This is a genomic window from Kribbella sp. ALI-6-A (assembly GCF_001984195.1).
Lineage (GTDB): Bacteria > Actinomycetota > Actinomycetes > Propionibacteriales > Kribbellaceae > Kribbella.
This window is the reverse complement of record NZ_MTQN01000011.1, coordinates 900,122-915,424: the sequence shown is the minus strand read 5'-3', so window position 1 is coordinate 915,424 and position 15,303 is coordinate 900,122. Positions and strand designations below refer to the sequence as shown.

At 70.8% G+C, this 15,303-nt stretch carries 17 protein-coding genes; 6 read left to right on the top strand and 11 right to left on the bottom strand.

Translation table 11 applies throughout. The annotated features are described in order from the left end of the window. Positions 1 to 117: 117 nt before the first annotated feature. The 4 genes from BWI15_RS24835 to thiO all read right to left on the bottom strand — a co-directional run bounded on the left by BWI15_RS24835 (position 118) and on the right by thiO (position 3,543). Positions 118 to 1,134, bottom strand: coding sequence for a lytic transglycosylase domain-containing protein (locus BWI15_RS24835; RefSeq protein ID WP_077016848.1), 1,017 nt, complete (start codon positions 1,132 to 1,134; stop codon positions 118 to 120). 217 nt (positions 1,135 to 1,351) lie between these two features. Beyond that, a complete protein-coding gene (locus BWI15_RS24830; RefSeq protein WP_077016847.1) occupies positions 1,352 to 2,128 on the bottom strand; it encodes a thiazole synthase in 777 nt (258 codons plus the stop codon). 9 nt (positions 2,129 to 2,137) lie between these two features. Then, entirely contained in the window at positions 2,138 to 2,350 is a 213-nt protein-coding gene (thiS, locus tag BWI15_RS24825; protein ID WP_237771443.1) for a sulfur carrier protein ThiS, read from the bottom strand. Continuing rightward, positions 2,347 to 3,543: a glycine oxidase ThiO gene (gene thiO, locus BWI15_RS24820; RefSeq protein ID WP_077016846.1), complete on the bottom strand. Its 1,197-nt coding sequence runs from the start codon at positions 3,541 to 3,543 to the stop codon at positions 2,347 to 2,349. The genes thiS and thiO overlap by 4 nt, the downstream gene beginning before the upstream one ends. Positions 3,544 to 3,585: 42 nt before the next feature. Between thiO and thiE the strand changes: the two genes are divergently transcribed. The 3 genes from thiE to BWI15_RS24805 are packed head-to-tail and all read left to right on the top strand — an operon-like array spanning position 3,586 to position 5,116. Next, entirely contained in the window at positions 3,586 to 4,245 is a 660-nt protein-coding gene (gene thiE / locus BWI15_RS24815; RefSeq protein WP_077016845.1) for a thiamine phosphate synthase, read from the top strand. After that, positions 4,242 to 4,691, top strand: a complete 450-nt coding sequence (locus tag BWI15_RS24810; protein WP_077016844.1) for a ribonuclease domain-containing protein — start codon at positions 4,242 to 4,244, stop codon at positions 4,689 to 4,691. Before thiE ends, BWI15_RS24810 begins: the two co-directional genes overlap by 4 nt. Then, positions 4,688 to 5,116 (top strand): barstar family protein, encoded by a 429-nt coding sequence (locus tag BWI15_RS24805; protein ID WP_077016843.1) that lies wholly within the window; start codon positions 4,688 to 4,690, stop codon positions 5,114 to 5,116. The genes BWI15_RS24810 and BWI15_RS24805 overlap by 4 nt, the downstream gene beginning before the upstream one ends. Here BWI15_RS24805 and BWI15_RS24800 read toward each other — a convergent pair. Genes BWI15_RS24800 through BWI15_RS24790 form a run of 3 tightly spaced genes read right to left on the bottom strand, consistent with a single transcriptional unit; the run spans position 5,094 to position 7,111 of the window. Then, positions 5,094 to 5,954 carry a YqjF family protein gene (locus BWI15_RS24800; RefSeq protein WP_077016842.1) on the bottom strand — a complete coding sequence of 287 codons (861 nt, stop codon included), beginning with the start codon at positions 5,952 to 5,954 and terminating at the stop codon, positions 5,094 to 5,096. The genes BWI15_RS24805 and BWI15_RS24800 overlap by 23 nt on opposite strands. 9 nt (positions 5,955 to 5,963) lie before the next feature. Next, positions 5,964 to 6,302, bottom strand: coding sequence for a DUF4180 domain-containing protein (locus tag BWI15_RS24795; protein ID WP_077016841.1), 339 nt, complete (start codon positions 6,300 to 6,302; stop codon positions 5,964 to 5,966). Continuing rightward, a complete protein-coding gene (locus BWI15_RS24790; protein ID WP_077016840.1) occupies positions 6,299 to 7,111 on the bottom strand; it encodes an alpha/beta fold hydrolase in 813 nt (270 codons plus the stop codon). The genes BWI15_RS24795 and BWI15_RS24790 overlap by 4 nt, the downstream gene beginning before the upstream one ends. 60 nt (positions 7,112 to 7,171) lie before the next feature. On the opposite strand from BWI15_RS24790, the gene BWI15_RS24785 reads away from it, so the two are divergent. Continuing rightward, positions 7,172 to 7,585: a helix-turn-helix domain-containing protein gene (locus BWI15_RS24785; protein WP_077016839.1), complete on the top strand. Its 414-nt coding sequence runs from the start codon at positions 7,172 to 7,174 to the stop codon at positions 7,583 to 7,585. 496 nt (positions 7,586 to 8,081) lie between these two features. Here the strand turns inward: BWI15_RS24785 and BWI15_RS24780 are convergent, their stop codons facing one another. Next, positions 8,082 to 9,152, bottom strand: a complete 1,071-nt coding sequence (locus BWI15_RS24780; RefSeq protein WP_077016838.1) for a polyprenyl synthetase family protein — start codon at positions 9,150 to 9,152, stop codon at positions 8,082 to 8,084. Between the two features lie 56 nt (positions 9,153 to 9,208). On the opposite strand from BWI15_RS24780, the gene metF reads away from it, so the two are divergent. Continuing rightward, positions 9,209 to 10,123, top strand: a complete 915-nt coding sequence (gene metF, locus BWI15_RS24775; RefSeq protein WP_077016837.1) for a methylenetetrahydrofolate reductase [NAD(P)H] — start codon at positions 9,209 to 9,211, stop codon at positions 10,121 to 10,123. 109 nt (positions 10,124 to 10,232) lie between these two features. Then, the gene (locus BWI15_RS24770; RefSeq protein WP_077016836.1) at positions 10,233 to 10,763 is read left to right on the top strand and encodes a SixA phosphatase family protein; all 531 of its coding nucleotides are present in this window, start codon (positions 10,233 to 10,235) and stop codon (positions 10,761 to 10,763) included. Positions 10,764 to 10,974: 211 nt separating this feature from the next. On the opposite strand, the gene BWI15_RS24765 is transcribed toward BWI15_RS24770, so the two are convergent. From BWI15_RS24765 to BWI15_RS24755, 3 genes are all read right to left on the bottom strand, one after another. Continuing rightward, on the bottom strand, positions 10,975 to 13,194 hold the full coding sequence (locus tag BWI15_RS24765; protein WP_077016835.1) for a HelD family protein: 2,220 nt from the start codon (positions 13,192 to 13,194) through the stop codon (positions 10,975 to 10,977). 106 nt (positions 13,195 to 13,300) lie between these two features. Then, a complete protein-coding gene (locus BWI15_RS24760) occupies positions 13,301 to 14,608 on the bottom strand; it encodes a phytoene desaturase family protein (RefSeq protein WP_077016834.1) in 1,308 nt (435 codons plus the stop codon). Further along, positions 14,608 to 15,219: a DUF4126 domain-containing protein gene (locus BWI15_RS24755; protein WP_077016833.1), complete on the bottom strand. Its 612-nt coding sequence runs from the start codon at positions 15,217 to 15,219 to the stop codon at positions 14,608 to 14,610. The genes BWI15_RS24760 and BWI15_RS24755 overlap by 1 nt, the downstream gene beginning before the upstream one ends. Between the last annotated feature and the right edge of the window lie 84 nt (positions 15,220 to 15,303).

Sequence of the window (15,303 nt, the reverse complement as noted above, 5' to 3'; positions counted from 1 at the left end):
CCGCCTCTCGAAGCCAGTCTGCAATGAGAGTGTAAATAAGCAGTCCCGGCGCAGCTTTGCCGCCGCGCCGGGACCACTGACGGTCACGCTCCGGAGCCTCTACTCCGGCAAGCGAGATCAGGCCGGGTTCCACCCGCTCTCGAGGCGGGTCTTGATCTGCAGCACGCTCTTCACGTACCGCTTGGTGTCGGGGTACATCCCGTTGCGGCGTACGCCGCCCAGGCCCTGGTAGTACCCGGCGACCGCGATGTCGAGCTTGGCCGCGCCGGTCAGCCGGTCCAGCAGGACGACGCCCGCGGTGATGTTGTCCTGCGGTTTCAGCAGGTCGAGCTTGCGCCCGACGATCGCCGAGGCGTACCGCCCGGTGGACGGGATCACCTGCATCGCGCCGACCGCGTTCGCCGGCGACACCACCCGCTGCTTCCAGCCCGACTCCTGCCAGGAGATCGCCAGCGCCAGCTCGGGATCGACGCCGTAGCGTTGCGAGGTCGCGATGATCATCGAGCGGATCTGGCCGCGGCTGGGCAGTTTGCGGTTCTTCAGTGTGGCCCGGTTCTTGTCGGCGGCCTCGACCACGTGGTCGGCGTAGATCCGCCCGTTGAAGGTGTTGTTCTTCTTCTTGCCGGGTTTCGTGGTTGCCTTCGGCACCGGAACCGGCACCAGGATCGGTTTGCCGACGTAGATCCGGTCGCTGCGCTTCATGCCGTTCACCGACAGCAGGTAGGCCTGGCTGACGTGGTACCGCCGGGCGATCCCGCCGATCGTGTCGCCGGACTTCACCAAGTAGCTGATCCGGCCTCGTCCGGCGGCCGTGCTGCGTGGTGGTGCCTTCTTCGGCCCGCCGGGCAACTGAAGGACCTCGCCGGCGTAGATCGCGTTCCCGTTGCCGGGCAGGTCGTTCAGTGCGACCAGCGTCTTGACCGTGGTGCCGTACCGGGCGGCGATGTGACTCAGCGTGTCGCCCTGCTTGACCTTGTACTGCCCGAAGCCGGGCGATCCGGCGGTGATCACACCGGCCGCGATCAGCGGGACCGCGAGGCCGGTGAGGATCTTGACGACGGTACGCCGCCGGTTCCGCGGCTCGGTTCGGACGTTGTGCTCGGGCTCAGGCGCCGTGGCGCTCGTGTTCGTCATTGTCCATCTCCCCGTGTCAACGTCCTTTGACCGTAAGTGGTGATGCTGATGTGACAACAGGGACCGACGGGGCAGAGGTTACGGCTGTTACGTAATGTTTACAGTTGACGCCTGAACTACATGGATGTGGTTCACAATCGACGCGCCCACAAGGGGTTTGCCGTACGACCGATGCCATCGGCAACAGGTGCCGACGGCATCGATGGGGAGGGGCGAACTACAGCTCGGCGCGGCCCTCGAGCGGCGAGGAGGCCTGCGCCGCGTGGTACCGGCGGGGGATCCGCCCGGCCAGCAGAGCGTTGCGTCCGGCAGTCACCGCGTCGCGCATCGCGGCGGCCATCAGGGCCGGTCGTTCGGCCCGGGTCACCGCCGTCGCCAGTAGCACAGCGTCACATCCGAGCTCCATCGCCAGCGCCGCGTCGGACGCCGTACCGATGCCCGCGTCGAGCACGACGGGCACCTTGGCGGCCTCGACGATCATGCTGATGTTGTGCGGGTTGCGAATTCCGAGCCCCGAACCGATCGGCGCTCCGAGCGGCATCACCGCCGCGCAGCCCACCTGCTCCAGCCGGCGCGCGAGGATCGGGTCGTCGTTGGTGTAGGCGAGCACCTGGAACCCGTCGGCGGCAAGGGTTTCCGCGGCGTCGAGCAGTTCGACCGGGTCGGGCAGCAGGGTGTGGTCGTCGGCAACGACCTCCAGCTTCACCAGATCGGTCTCCAGCGCCTCGCGGGCCAAACGCGCAGTGAGCACTGCTTCACCCGCAGTGAAACAGCCCGCGGTGTTGGGCAGTACGGCGATGTCGTGCTTGCGCAGGACGTCGAGCACCGAGCCCTGCTGGTTCGGGTCGAGCCGCCGCAGAGCGACGGTGGTGAGCTGGGTGCCGGACGCGATCAACGCCTCTTCCAGTACCTCGAGGCTGGGCGCTCCCCCCGTGCCCATCACCAGCCGGGACGTCAGCTCGCGTCCGGCGATCACCAGGGTGTCGTCACTCATGTCTTCTCCTCAACCGCCCTGGACCGCGGTGAGGATTTCCACCCGGTCGCCCTCGGCCAGCGCCGTCCCCGGCCACTCGGCCCGGGTCACCACCGCTTCGTTGACTGCCACCGCGACCCCGATCGGGCTGCGGGCCCATCGCTCCACCACGTCGGCGACGGTCGTCCCGGCGTCGATCTGCTCGGCGGAGCCGTTCACCAGCACGTTCATGACCTCACTCACCCCATCACCTTAGGCGCGTCCGCAGCGCCGGTACCCGCCCGGTCGTCCCCGTGAGATCGCGTGAACCGGCTCGCCAGGAACGGCTCCGCCACCTTCGGCAGTACGCCGGTCCGAACGGTCTCGGCGACGACCTGCGCCGTGATCGGCGTCAGCAGTACGCCGTTGCGGTAGTGGCCGGTCGCCCAGAGCAGTCCGTCGAGCCCTGACGCGCCCAGCACCGGCGCGTTGTCGGGTGTCGCGGGCCGGAGCCCCGCGATGCTCTCGACCAGCTCGAGCTCGTCGGTGATCGGCAGGACCATCCGTGCGTCCCGCAAGAGCGTGAACACCCCGCCGGCCAGGACTCTGGTGTCGTAGCCGAGCTCCGACGTCGTCGCGCCGACGACCAGTTCACCGCCGGGCCGGGGGACCAGATAGACCGAGAAGCCGCGCGCGGTCGCTCGTACGGTGTGGTGCAGAACGGGGCGGTACGCCTCCGGGACACGCAGCCGCAGGATCTCACCCTTCAGCGGTCGTACCGGTGGGCGAAGCTCGTCGGGGATGCCGTTGAGCTGTGCGGTCCAGGGACCAGCCGCGGCGACCAACTGCTCGGCGCGGATCGTGTCGCCGTTGTCCAGCTCGACGCCGACCGCCTTCGTGCCCTCGATCAGAATTCGGCTGATCGAACGGCGGATCAGCGTGACGCCCGACAACTCGGCCGCGCGCAGCAGGGCGGCGACGGTCAGGCGGTTGTCGACGGAGTGGTCGCCGGGCACCCAGACACCGGCCGCCACGCCGGCGGCGAGCAGGGGTTCACGTTTGCGGGTCTCGCGGCCGGTGAGTTCCTCGACCTCGAGACCGAGGCGGCGCTGGTACTCGGCGAGCCGGCGAATCGCCGCCGCGTCGTCGGCGTCGTACGCGACCGAGAGGGTGCCGGTTCGGTGCAGGCCGGCCGGGAGACCGGTGAGCGCTTCGAGCTCTTCGGCGAACGATGGCCAGGCGGCGTTGCCGGCCAGATTGAGCGCGAGCAGGGCGTCCTCGCCGTACTCGACCTCGGTGACGGGAGCGAGCATGCCGGCCGCGACCGACGAGGTCCGGCTGCCGGGTGTCGGGTCACATACCGTCACCTGGATACCGTCTGCAGCCAACCGCCACGCGATCGACAAACCGATCAGTCCGCCGCCCACCACCACGACCTCGGACCTCGACTCCGTCATAGGCCAACACTACTTCGGTATACACATGGCAGGCTTGGGCTTGTGACTGAGCACACCGCGCCACTCCGCGACCGACTCGACGCCGCCCGGCTCTACCTGTGCACCGACGCCAGGCAACAGCAGGGCGACCTCGAACAGTTCCTCGACGCCGCGCTCGGCGGTGGCGTCGACATCGTGCAGCTCCGGCAGAAGGAGATGGAGGCGGCCGACGAACTCGCGGCGCTCGAGATCTTCGCCGACGCCTGCAAGCGGCACGGCAAGCTGCTCGCCGTGAACGACCGCGCCGACATCGCGTACGTCGCCGGCGCCGACGTCCTGCACCTCGGCCAGCGTGATCTGCCGGTGCAGCACGCCCGGGCGCTCACCGGCCCGGAGGTGATCGTCGGCCGCTCCACGCACACCTTCAGTCAGGTGAACGCCGCGGTCGCCGAGGCCGGTTCGGACTACTTCTGCGTCGGCCCGACCTGGGAGACCCCGACCAAGCCCGGCCGGACCGCGGCCGGCCTGGAACTCGTCTCGTACGCCGCGAGTCGCCAGCAGTCCAAGCCGTGGTTCGCGATCGGTGGGATCGACCTCGAGCGGCTCGACCAGGTGATCGAGGCCGGAGCGAGCCGCGTGGTCGTCGTACGGGCGATCACGCAGGCCGACGACCCGGCCGCGGCGGCCGGCGAGTTCGCGCGGCGGTTGCGTGGCGCCGGATGATCAACAACCCGAAGGCCGCCCGGATCGTCGCGGCCGTCGTCGTGGCGATGCTGGTGATCACGCTGGCGGCGTCGCTGTTCGGCTGCGGCCCGTCGGGTGGCACATCGGGCGGCGCGGCGTCGGGTGAGCCGTCGAAGGATCCCGTCAGCGGGTTGCCGTTCGTCGCGGTCGAGGACCTGCCGAAGGAGGCGCGGCAGACGCTGACGCTGATCGACCAGGGCGGGCCGTACCCGTACAGCCGCGACGGCGTCGTCTTCGGCAACTTCGAGAAGATCCTGCCCAAGCAGAACCGCGGGTACTACCGCGAGTACACCGTGAAGACGCCCGGCGAGAAGGACCGCGGCGCACGCCGGATCGTGACCGGGAAAGGCGGCGAGCGTTATTACACCGACGACCACTACCAGTCGTTCCGCCGGATCGCGGCGGACGGGGGGACCGACGAATGACTGAGCTGCGCGCACTGCTGGACGCCGGACTGCGTCCCGGTGTCTACCGCTGGCGCTCCGACGTGCCCGCCGAGCAGGTCAGCGCGAGCGTGATCGTGGCCGGCTGGGGCTTCGTGCGGCTCGACACCACCGGCGTACTGGACAAGGCGGGGTTCCTGGACGTCTGCGCGACCGCCTTCGACCTGCCGCGCTGGTTCGGGCGGAACTGGGACGCCCTGGCGGACTCACTGGGCGAGCGGTCGACCGGCGAGCCGGAGATCGTGCTGTGGGACGGCTGGCGCGAACTGCTCGACCACGACCACGACACGGTCGAGGTCGCACTGCAGATCTTCAGCGAGGACACGTTGGAATCCGGGCAGCTTCGGGTTCTGCTCCGCGAGGCGGCCGACGTTCCTGATCTGGTCAGCGACTTGCCGATCCTCTAGGCAGGCCGAAGTACGACCGTACGCCGGGGCTGTGCGCGACGTGGTCGGGCGCTCTGGCGGTCAGGTCGGGCAGTCCGACTGAGGCCAGGAGGCGGGCGGCGCGGAGGTCGAGCAGTTCGGCGGAGCGCAGGGGCCAGACCGGATGTTCGTTCGGCAGATACCACGTGCGGCCGGCCCGGCGGACGTGCAGACCCCAGCGAGCGGTGAGGAAGTGCTCGAGTGGCTTGGGGTCGACGGGCTTGCCGACGCGGACGACGACCCGGCTGGCGATCGCGTCGTTCAACTCGCCTGCGCCTGCGCCTGCGCCGGCCTCGACCGCCTCGTCGGACTCGCCGGTGCCGGCGCCAGTCCCGCCCTGGCTCGCGACCGCCTCGTCTGCGGCGCGGGTGTCTTCCGCCCGCCCGACGACGTGCCGGAGCTTCGTGGTCGTGTAGGTGTGGACATCGGCGTCCACGGCGTACCGCATGCTCGCCCACCGGTAGGGCAGCCCGAAGACCGTGCGAGCGACGGCGACGACGTCCAGCCGGTTGGTGTCGAGACTCAGGAAGAACACCCCGCGCCGCCCAGTGGCGTCGACCGAGTAGAGGCGGATGTTGGTTTCCAGGAAGTCGCCGATCAGCGCCGGCCCACGGGCGAAGCCGGTGGCGACCATGCGGAACGGAATCAATCCGACGTACGCGCGACCCTCGAAGACGTCAGGTCGGGTACCCGCGGGGTAGAAGTGGGCGATCGATGCTGGATCGACCGCCCAGTGCACGAATGTCAGATCCAGCCACGACTGCCGCAGGATGCGCGGCCGGGGGAGCGGCGGCGCGTTCGGCGTGACGGGTTCTCCCATCTGCGCAATCTAGCGCCCGGTCTCCCGCCGCTTCCGCTCCAGCGCCTCCACATCGGCGACGAACCACAACTGCCAGCCGCGGTTGCTCTCCCGCACCCAGTCGCGGAACGGCGTACTGCCCGCCTCGTACGCCGAAACGTCGCCGACCACTGCAAGCCCCATCCCGTACTGCGCGAACTTCTGCACGATGTCCCCAGCCACCCCGCTGCTCAGATCGAAGAACCCAGCCGGCAGATCCTCGATCCGCACTGCGACCCACGCAGCCTGATGCCAGTACGACGCGTCGCCGATCAGATCGATCGCGTCCTGCACGCCGGCCAATGGTTTCTCGCTGACGTAGACGCTCATCCCAGGAACTCCAGCACCCGCTCGGTCTGCGGCGGCAGCAGATGCCCGCCTCCGTCGATCACCACCGACCGCCCCGGCAGCCGCCGCGCGGTCCCGGCCGAGTCGAGCATCCGGTCCTTGCTCCCCACGATCGCCAGCAGGTCCAGCTTCGCCAACTGTTCGTCGGTGAAGATCGGCAGCCTGACCCGACGCGGCTCGAAGTGCTTGTTGACCAGCAGCCCGAAGCTCAGGTGCTGCCAGTCGAGACCTTCGGGCAGCGGACCGATCACCATCGACACGGCCTTCCGCACACCCCAGGCACCGAACGGCCGAACGGCGAGGGCAGGCAGCAGTGGCAGCACCTTCTGCCGGCTGAATCCGGTCGGTGACAGCAAGGCCATGCGGTGCACGCGACCTGGCCGCCGCGTCGCGTAGTCCAGAGCGAACCACGCGCCCAGCGACAGAGCCACGATCGAGAACCGGTCGACCTCCAGACCCTCGAGCACATCGTCCAGCCACTCGGCGTACGCCGGAGAACCGATCTCGGGCCGCGGCGAGGCGCTCAGCCCCGGCTCGCTGATCCCGTCGATCGCGTGTACGCGGAAGTGTCGGCTCCACGTCGGGACGTCGTACGACCAGTCGATCGCCGTACCGGCGGAGCCGTGCAGCAGGATCAGCGGCGGCGCGCCGGCCGGGCCGCTCGACACCACGAACGTCGGGCCCTGGCGGGTATCGACCAGCCGCTGATCGCTGGGCACCGGCCAGTCAGTGAGCAGCTCGCGGTAGCGGGCGTGCACGATGGACTGGCCAGTGGAAGATCGGTACGTCATATCCGTAAACTACCCTATAAGTCCCTATCGCGGACTCTATAGGGAATTCTAAGGAATCAGATGCGTCAGGAGCTGTACTCGGTCGAGCAGGTCGCGGAACAGCTGGGCCTGCACGTCCGGACGATCCGGAACTACGTGCGCGACGGCCGGCTCAAAGCGACCCGGATCGGCAAGCAGTACCGGATCTCCCGTGAGGACCTGGAGGAGTTCACCGGCACTCCGGCGCCGGGTTCGGTCGCGGCCCAGCGACACGCGGAGGTGTCGAGCGTCGTCCGGATCGACGGCGTGGACCGCCCGGCGGCCGACCGGATCAGCACGTACGTCACCGCGTCCATCAACCAGGGCGGGCTGGGCCGGCTGCGCGTCGAACTCGCGTACGACGAGAGCCGGGGCGTGCTCACGGTCATCGTGCTGGGCGACCTCGACGTCACCGCCGACCTGCTCCGGCTGATCCAGACCATCGTCGAAACCTGACCCGGGCCCAGACTTGCGATCCCGGGCGCCCCGATCCCAACCTCGCGACCTCGGACCCCGTCCGACCTGGTAGTACGACGTGGTGCCGGGCTTGAGCGCGACCTCGCCGCCCCCGACCCCGAACCCCCGACCGCCGGCTCGCGACCCCGGTCACCCGAGCGCTGACCCGCGACCCCGGTCGCCCAACCCGTGACTCGCGCCCTCCGACCCGCGACCCTCGGACGCCCGACCCGCGACGTCCGACCCGCCCTCCGCCCCTCGCCCTGCCCCGACCTCCCCATTTCGAGGGTGAACCCATCGAATGGTGGGGGGGCGACCGCGGGGTGAGGCGACCCGGGCGAGGCGTCCGGGGTGAGGCGGCGCGGGGGTAAGACGAGGCGGGGACGGTGTGAAGCTGAGGCCGGGCGCAGCGGGGTGAGCTGAAGCGGGCGGGACGACATCGGGGCGGGGCGACGCAGGGCGCCGAAGCGAAGAGGGGTGAGGCGAGCGGGCGACGTCAGAGGTGCCGGGAGGTCGCCGCGATCGCCAGGTCCGCGAGTGCCTTGCGGGACGTCTCGTCCTGGATCGGGGAACGGTCGAGGGCCTGCATCGCCTCGGCGGTGCGTTCGCTGATCAGGTCCTCGCAGGCCTGCACCGAACGGCTGTCCTGCAAGATCTCGCGCAGCAGCTGGATCTCGTCGTCGTCCAAATCCGGCCGGCCGAACAGCCGCTCGAACTCGGCCAGTTGCACCGGCGACGCGTGGTCGACCGCGTGCGCGATCAGCACGGTGCGCTTGCCCTCGCGCAGATCGTCACCGGCTGGCTTGCCCGTCACGGTCGGGTCGCCGAACACGCCGAGCAGGTCGTCCCGCAGCTGGAAGGCCTCGCCCAGCGGCAGCCCGTACGCCGACAGCGAGTCGATCAGGTGCTGGTCGGCCCCGCCGAGCGCCGCGCCGACGTGCAGCGGCCGCTCGACCGTGTACGTCGCCGCCTTGTAGCGCAGGACTCGCAGCGCCAGGTCCATGTCGGATTCGCCGCTGGCCTGCGCGACCAGGTCCAGGTACTGCCCGGCGGTCACCTCGACCCGGACCGCGTCGAAGAACTTCGACGCCCGCGCGAGCGCCGCCGCGTCGAACCCCGAGGTGTGCAGCATCTCGTCGGCCCAGATCAGGCACAGGTCGCCGAGCAGGATCGCCGCGCCGATCCCGAAGCCGACCGGGTCGCCGCCAGCGCCGCTGGCCTCGGACCGGGCCCGCTGCAGCGCCTCGAACCGCTTGTGCGCCGACGGTGCTCCGCGGCGGGTGTCGGAGGAGTCCATCACGTCGTCGTGCACCAGGGCGCTGACGTGCAGCATCTCCAGGCTCGCGGCGGCGGACAGGATCGGCCGCTCCGGGTCGCCGCCGGCGGCCCGGAAACCCCAGTAGCAGAAGGAGGGGCGGAGCCGCTTGCCCCCGCTGGTCGCGTCCCGCGCGGCCTGGACCTGCTCGGCCAGCTCGGGACCGATCTCGGCCAGCCGCTGCTCCTGAACGTCGAGGAACGCGGTCAGCGTGCGCTGGATCTCGGTGGGGATGTCTGCGTCGGCATGCACGTCTCGGAGGGTAGTCGGTCGCCTCTCGCGAGCCCATGCCCCGGTAGGCTGACGGGATGGTCAACGGTTTCCCTTCGACGCTTCCCGGCAGCACGCCGACGATCCGTGAACTGCTCGCGACCGGCGACCCCTCGTTCTCCTTCGAGTTCTTTCCACCCAAGACCCCGGAGGCCGAGGAGGTGCTGTGGCGGTCGATCCGCGAGATCGAGCAGCTGCGCCCCACCTTCGTCTCGATCACCTACGGCGCCGGCGGCACCACCCGTGACGGCACGATCCGGGTCACCGAGCGGGTCGCGCAGGACACCTCGCTCACCCCGCTCGGCCACCTGACCGCCGTGGCGCACTCGCGCGACGAGCTCCGGTCGGTCGTCGGCGCGTACGCCGGCGCCGGGATCCGCAACGTGCTCGCGCTGCGCGGCGACCCGCCGGGCGGCCCGCGCCAGCCATGGGTCGCGCACCCCGAGGGGCTGAACCACGCGATCGAGCTGGTCGAGCTGGTCAAGTCCCTGGGCGACTTCTGCGTCGGGGTGGCGGCGTTCCCGGACAAGCACCCGGAGGCCGCCGACCTCGACTTCGACGCCCGGGTGCTGGCCGCGAAGGCCGAGGCCGGTGCGGACTACGCGATCACCCAGATGTTCTTCGGCGCCGACGACTACTTCCGGCTGGTCGACCGCGCCTCGGCGCTGGGCTGCGAGATCCCGATCCTGCCCGGCATCATGCCGGTGACCAACATCAAGCAGATCCACCGGATGGCCGAGCTGACCGGCATGGCCCTGCCGACCGCTGTCACCGACCGCCTGCACGCGGTCGAGGACGACCCGGCGGCGGTCCGCGAGGTCGGCATCGAGATCGCGAGCGAGCTGTGCGACAAGCTGCTCACCGGTGGTGCGCCCGGCATTCACTTCATCACCCTCAACCGCTCGACCGCGACGCGCCAGGTGTACCTGAACCTGCAGGGCACGACGGTCTGACGCAGGGGAGTCCAGTCACGCATGCGGCTGGAAGCGATGGGCGCCGGAAGTGACGGGCGCCCGGACGGCTCGGGTGGGACCACCGGCGTCCTGCGGCTAGGGTTTGCAGATGGCTGACCCGAGTGACCTGGTGATCGATCGCACGCTGGTGCTGCTGCGGCACGCGAAGGCGGTGCCGCCGGAGTCGATGACCGACCTCGACCGCCCGCTGGCCGAGCGGGGCCGGGCCGACGCGGCCGCGGTCGGCCGGTACTTGGTTGCCGAGGGCATCGAAGCCGACCTGGTGATGTGCTCGCCGTCGATCCGCACCCAGGAGACCTGGGAGTACGCCGCCGAGGCCGGTGCGATCACCGCCGACCTGTGGTTCGACCGGCGGATCTACAACGCCGACACCGACGGCCTGCTCGACGTCGTCCGGGAGGCTCCGCCGGAGGCGCGCACGGTGATCCTGGTCGGCCACGCGCCGGGCATCCCGTGGCTGGCCGACCAGCTCGCGCTCGACGGCACCAGCCCGGAGCGGGTCGAGCTGACCCGCAAGTACCCGACCAGCGGACTCACCGTCCTGCACCACACCGTCCGCTGGTCCGACCTGGCCCCCGACGACTGCGACCTGGTCTCCTACGTCATCCCGCGGGGGTAGCCCTTCAGCGCCTGGCGCATCCGCACCGCCTCGATGACCGTCGTAGCCGCGTCGTCCTTGCCCTGCTGCCGTCGGGGCAGGCGCCCCACTTCAGCGTGACACGGTCGCCGGGCCGAACTGCCCGGCGACCACTGCGGTCACAGACGCAACGGGCGGCCACAATCGCCACACCCCGCACAGCGCCGTTCTTCAAACGCCCAACTACCTCCGGTCAGGAGGCGCGGGCGGGCAACCAGTGAGTCGTGCTGTTGATCGTGATCATCCGCTGGGTGGCACGCGTCAGTACGACGTACAACGCGCGGACGCCCCCGAGGGTGTCGCTGACGATCCGGTCCGGCTCGACCACCACCACGGCGTCGTACTCGAGTCCCTTCGACTCCAGTGGGGTGAGGGTGGCGATCCGGGGATCGTTGAGTTCGGCAAGCACCGCGTCGACGGCCGGGCGCAGCTTCGGCGGCACGATCACCCCGACCGTGCCCTCGACCAGGCCGAGCAGCTCGGCGGCCGCGTCGGCCGAGGCCTCGGCGACCTTGTCCGCGTCGAAGATCCGGTGCTCCGGCCCGACGCCGGTCCGGCGGACCGCGTCCGGCAGGTCGGCGTCCGGGATCTGTTGCCGGATCACCTCACCGGCGAACGCGTAGATCTCGGCCGAGTTCCGGTAGTTGGTGGACAGCCGGAACGTGTGCCGCTGCAGGTGCGACAGCATCGTCTCCATCGCGGTCCGGGCCTCGTCCGGGTCCGGCCAGGAGCTCTGCGCCGGGTCGCCGACGATCGTCCAGCTCGCCTGCGGACCGCGCCGGGTGACCATCCGCCACTGCATCGGGGACAGGTCCTGCGCCTCGTCGACGAGCACGTGCGCGTACTCCTCGGGCTCGTCGGCCTCGGCCGCCGCGGCCGCGCGGGCCCGCCGCTCCGACGTGGTGAGCACCTCGTTCACGCCGTCCGACAGGCCTTCCAGCCAGTCGAACTCCTCGTCCTTGCCCGCCTCGGGAACCGGCGGCCGGCCGAGCAGGTGGGTCAGCTCGTCCAGCAGCGCGACGTCGGCGACAGTGATCTCGTCGGTGCCGCGGATCCCGGCCGCGAGCGTCTCGATCTCCTGCGGGGTCAGGTCGTGCCGCGCCCAGCGGGTCAGCCGGCGCGGATCGCCGAGCCAGCGCAGCACGGTCAGCGGCGTCACCACCGGCCACCAGGCGGCGAAGAAGCTCCGGAACGCCGGCAGGTCGGTGACCTGGTCGCCGAACGACTCGCGATCGGCGTACACACCGTTGCGCAGGTCCTCGGGGAACCGGCTCCACAGCGCCGCGACGAGTCCCTTGCGGGCTTCGGCGGCGGCGCGGTTGCGCGGCGTCCGGCGCAGGGCGTTGCGGCGGACGTTGTCGAGCTGGTTCGCGTCCAGCTCGACCGTTCCGCCGCCGACGAAGACGCGCAGCGTGGTCGGCGCCTCCGGGACCCGGTCCCGGGCAGCCCGGGACAGCAGGCCGGTCATCCGCAGCGAGCCCTTGATCGCGGCCACGTCGGCCTCGTCGATCGCGGTCGCGCGGACGCCGTCGACCAGCTCGCCGACCGCGCGCAGGGAGACGGTGTTCTCACCGAGGCTCGGCAGCACCCGCTCGATGTAGGCCATGAACGCCGCCGATGGCCCGACCACAAGCACCCCGCCGCGCTCGAAGCGGCGACGGTCACTGTAGAGCAGGTACGCCGCGCGGTGCAGCGCGACGACGGTCTTGCCGGTGCCCGGCCCGCCGCCGATCACCGTGACACCGCGGGCAGGAGCCCGGATCGCCTGGTCCTGCTCGGCCTGGATGGTGGCGACGATGTCGCGCATCGTGTGCCCACGGGCCCGCGACAGCGACGCCATCAACGCGCCCTCACCCATCACCGGCAGGTCCTCCGGCGCGCGCTCGGGCGCCAGCAGGTCGTCCTCGATGCCGATGATCTTCGCGCCCTTGTTGCGCAGCACCCGCCGGCGGACGACGCCCAGCCGGTCGGTCGACGTCGCGCGGTAGAACGGCTCGGCGGCCGGGGCCCGCCAGTCGATCACCAGCGGCTCGTACTCGGCGTCGCGGACGCCGATCCGGCCGACGTACAGCTTCTCCAGGTCGGCCGCGCGCTCCGCGGGCGGCCCGTCCTCGCCGCCGTCGGAGTCGAGCCGGCCGAACACCAGGCCTTCGTGCTCGGCATCCAGCTCCGCGATCCGCCGGGCGGCCGCGAACACCAGGACGTCGCGCTCGTACAGGCCGGTCTGCTCCTCCTCGCGGACCCGGCCGACGTTCTGCGCCTGGGCGCGCTGATGACCCTCGACCGCGATCCGGGACGCCGACCGGGAGGCCGCTTCGACCCGGTCGTAGACCCGGTCGACATGCTGCTGCTCGGCCTCCAGCTCAGCCCGCTCGACCGACTCGGGATCGGGTGACGTGGGGGTTTGGTCCACCGGGGTCCTCTCTACTGCCGGGGCGCTTTCCCCCGACACGGAACACATGAACGATCAATCTTAGTGCGCGGTCCCGGCCGACCCCAGGCCGGTCCCGCCCTGGGCCTCAGGCCTTGCCGACGGCGTCGGCGACGATCGCCGCGCCGAGCGTCGTCGCGGGCACCCCACCACCGGGATGAGCGCCCGCGCCGACGCAGTACAGGCCCTTCACCGGTGAGGTGTTCGCAGCCCGGCGGCGGGCGGTCCGGTACCCCTCCCAGGCGACCCCGGCCCACCATGAGGCGGACGTCTGCCGGGACACGACCTTGTCCCGGATGTGCAGCCCGCGGGCGACCAGTAGGTCGACGACGTCGTCGGTGGGGTAGCCGTGCACCAGCACGGACCACGCCTGGTGCCCAGCCGGCGCCTGACCGCCGGTCCGCACGGTCACCGTCGGCGTCCCGTGCAGCACGGTCTCGAACGGCAGCTCCGGCAACGGCTCCCGCAGCCCGAGATGGACGACGTACGCCGCCTGGGCCTGGTGCGTGCGCTCGACCTGCTTGCGGACCTTCTTGGCCGCCGGGTCGGCGACGAGCTGGGTGTAGAGCACGCGTGGATCGATGTCGCTCACCACGATGTCGGCGGGCAGCTCGGTCCCGTCGGCGAGCCGTACGCCGGTGACCACGCCGTTCCGGGTGGTCACGCTCGCCACCTCGGCGCCGGTGCGGACGTCGATCTTGCGCTCGGCCGCGCGCTGGGCCAGAGCGTCCGCGACGGCGCCGAAGCCACCGGGGGCGGTCCAGCGACCGAAGGTGCGTTCCAGGTAGGACCAGACGCCGACGTACCCGGGCGTGAGCCGAGGCTCCGAGCCCTGCTGGGTTGCGTAGTAGCGCAGGACGGCCCGGGCCCGGTCGTCGTCGAGCCGGCGCTCTGCGACGGTCTCCAGGGACTGCCAGGGCTTCAGCTCGCGGATCGCGGGCAGGGGGAGCCGGTCCATCAGCGGCGGCTCCAGCGAGGTCTTGCGCAGGACCTGCCAGGTCTCGCTGTAGCTGTCGACCAGATCGGTCCAGCGCTGAGCAGTCTGCTCGCCCGCCAGGTCGGTCCAGGCCCCGAGTTGGGCCGCGCGATCGCCGACCGGCAGGTCAAGGACCGAGCCGTCGCCGAACAGGTGCCGGCGCGGAGTGGTGACGGGGTCGAGCTGGACCAGGCTCTCGATCGGCCGGCCGGACTTGCGGAACAGGTCGCGCAGGGCGGCCGGCAGCGTCGTACTGGCGGCGCCGGCGTCCCAGCTGAACCCGTCGGCCTCGACCCGGCCGAGGGCGCCGCCGAGACGGTCCTCGGCCTCGCAGACGGTGACCTGGTGGCCGAGCTTGGCCAGGCGGACGGCGGTGGCGAGACCGGCGAGGCCGGCCCCGATGACGATCACGCGGGACATCAGAGGGTGGTGCTCCCAGTCGCTGGATTGCTGCGTTGTTCCCGCCAGGCGCGGAACCTGACGAGGCCGCGCCGGATCGCGCGGAGTGCGAGGTAGACGCCGATCAGACCGAGCACCAGCAGTACGGCGGCCACGATCAGCGCGGCGGTCGGGTGGAAGGCGGCCAGCGACACCACGCTGAGCACGGCGACGTCCTCGCCGGAGGAGGCGGCGATGTTGGTGACCGGCTCGGGCGAGGTGTTGATCGCCAGCCGCAGGCTCGACTTCACCAGGTGCGAGACGAGCGCGACCACACCGCCGGTGGTGGCGACCAGGGCCTGCTCCAGGTTGCTCGCGTCGCCGGCCATCAGCGCGGCGATCACCGCGCCGACCGTGGGCCGGATCAGCGTCGAGACGGTGTCCCAGGCGGAGTCGACGTACGGGATCTTGTCGGCGACGAACTCGATCAGGAACAGCGCGCCGGCGGCGATCAGGACGCCGTTGCCGGTCAGTGCCGCCGGTACGTCGTCGACGTCGGCGAAGCGGCCGAGCAGGCCGAGCACCAGAACGCACGCGTAGGCGTTGATCCCGCTCGCCCAGCCGGACGTGAAGGCCAACGGCAAGGCTTCCATGCTGCTGCTCCGAACTCGATCGCAGTCAACGACGAACGTCGCGCCGCGAATTTTAGTTAACCGTTGACATCCGCTTCGCCTCGA

Coding starts and splice junctions, on each gene's coding strand:
- BWI15_RS24835 (WP_077016848.1), bottom strand. CDS start 1,134: ATGACGAACACGAGCGCCACGGCGCCTGAGCCCGAGCACAACGTCCGA.
- BWI15_RS24830 (WP_077016847.1), bottom strand. CDS start 2,128: ATGAGTGACGACACCCTGGTGATCGCCGGACGCGAGCTGACGTCCCGG.
- thiO (WP_077016846.1), bottom strand. CDS start 3,543: ATGACGGAGTCGAGGTCCGAGGTCGTGGTGGTGGGCGGCGGACTGATC.
- BWI15_RS24810 (WP_077016844.1), top strand. CDS start 4,242: ATGATCAACAACCCGAAGGCCGCCCGGATCGTCGCGGCCGTCGTCGTG.
- BWI15_RS24805 (WP_077016843.1), top strand. CDS start 4,688: ATGACTGAGCTGCGCGCACTGCTGGACGCCGGACTGCGTCCCGGTGTC.
- BWI15_RS24800 (WP_077016842.1), bottom strand. CDS start 5,954: ATGGGAGAACCCGTCACGCCGAACGCGCCGCCGCTCCCCCGGCCGCGC.
- BWI15_RS24795 (WP_077016841.1), bottom strand. CDS start 6,302: ATGAGCGTCTACGTCAGCGAGAAACCATTGGCCGGCGTGCAGGACGCG.
- BWI15_RS24790 (WP_077016840.1), bottom strand. CDS start 7,111: ATGACGTACCGATCTTCCACTGGCCAGTCCATCGTGCACGCCCGCTAC.
- BWI15_RS24785 (WP_077016839.1), top strand. CDS start 7,172: ATGCGTCAGGAGCTGTACTCGGTCGAGCAGGTCGCGGAACAGCTGGGC.
- metF (WP_077016837.1), top strand. CDS start 9,209: ATGGTCAACGGTTTCCCTTCGACGCTTCCCGGCAGCACGCCGACGATC.
- BWI15_RS24770 (WP_077016836.1), top strand. CDS start 10,233: ATGGCTGACCCGAGTGACCTGGTGATCGATCGCACGCTGGTGCTGCTG.
- BWI15_RS24760 (WP_077016834.1), bottom strand. CDS start 14,608: ATGTCCCGCGTGATCGTCATCGGGGCCGGCCTCGCCGGTCTCGCCACC.
- BWI15_RS24755 (WP_077016833.1), bottom strand. CDS start 15,219: ATGGAAGCCTTGCCGTTGGCCTTCACGTCCGGCTGGGCGAGCGGGATC.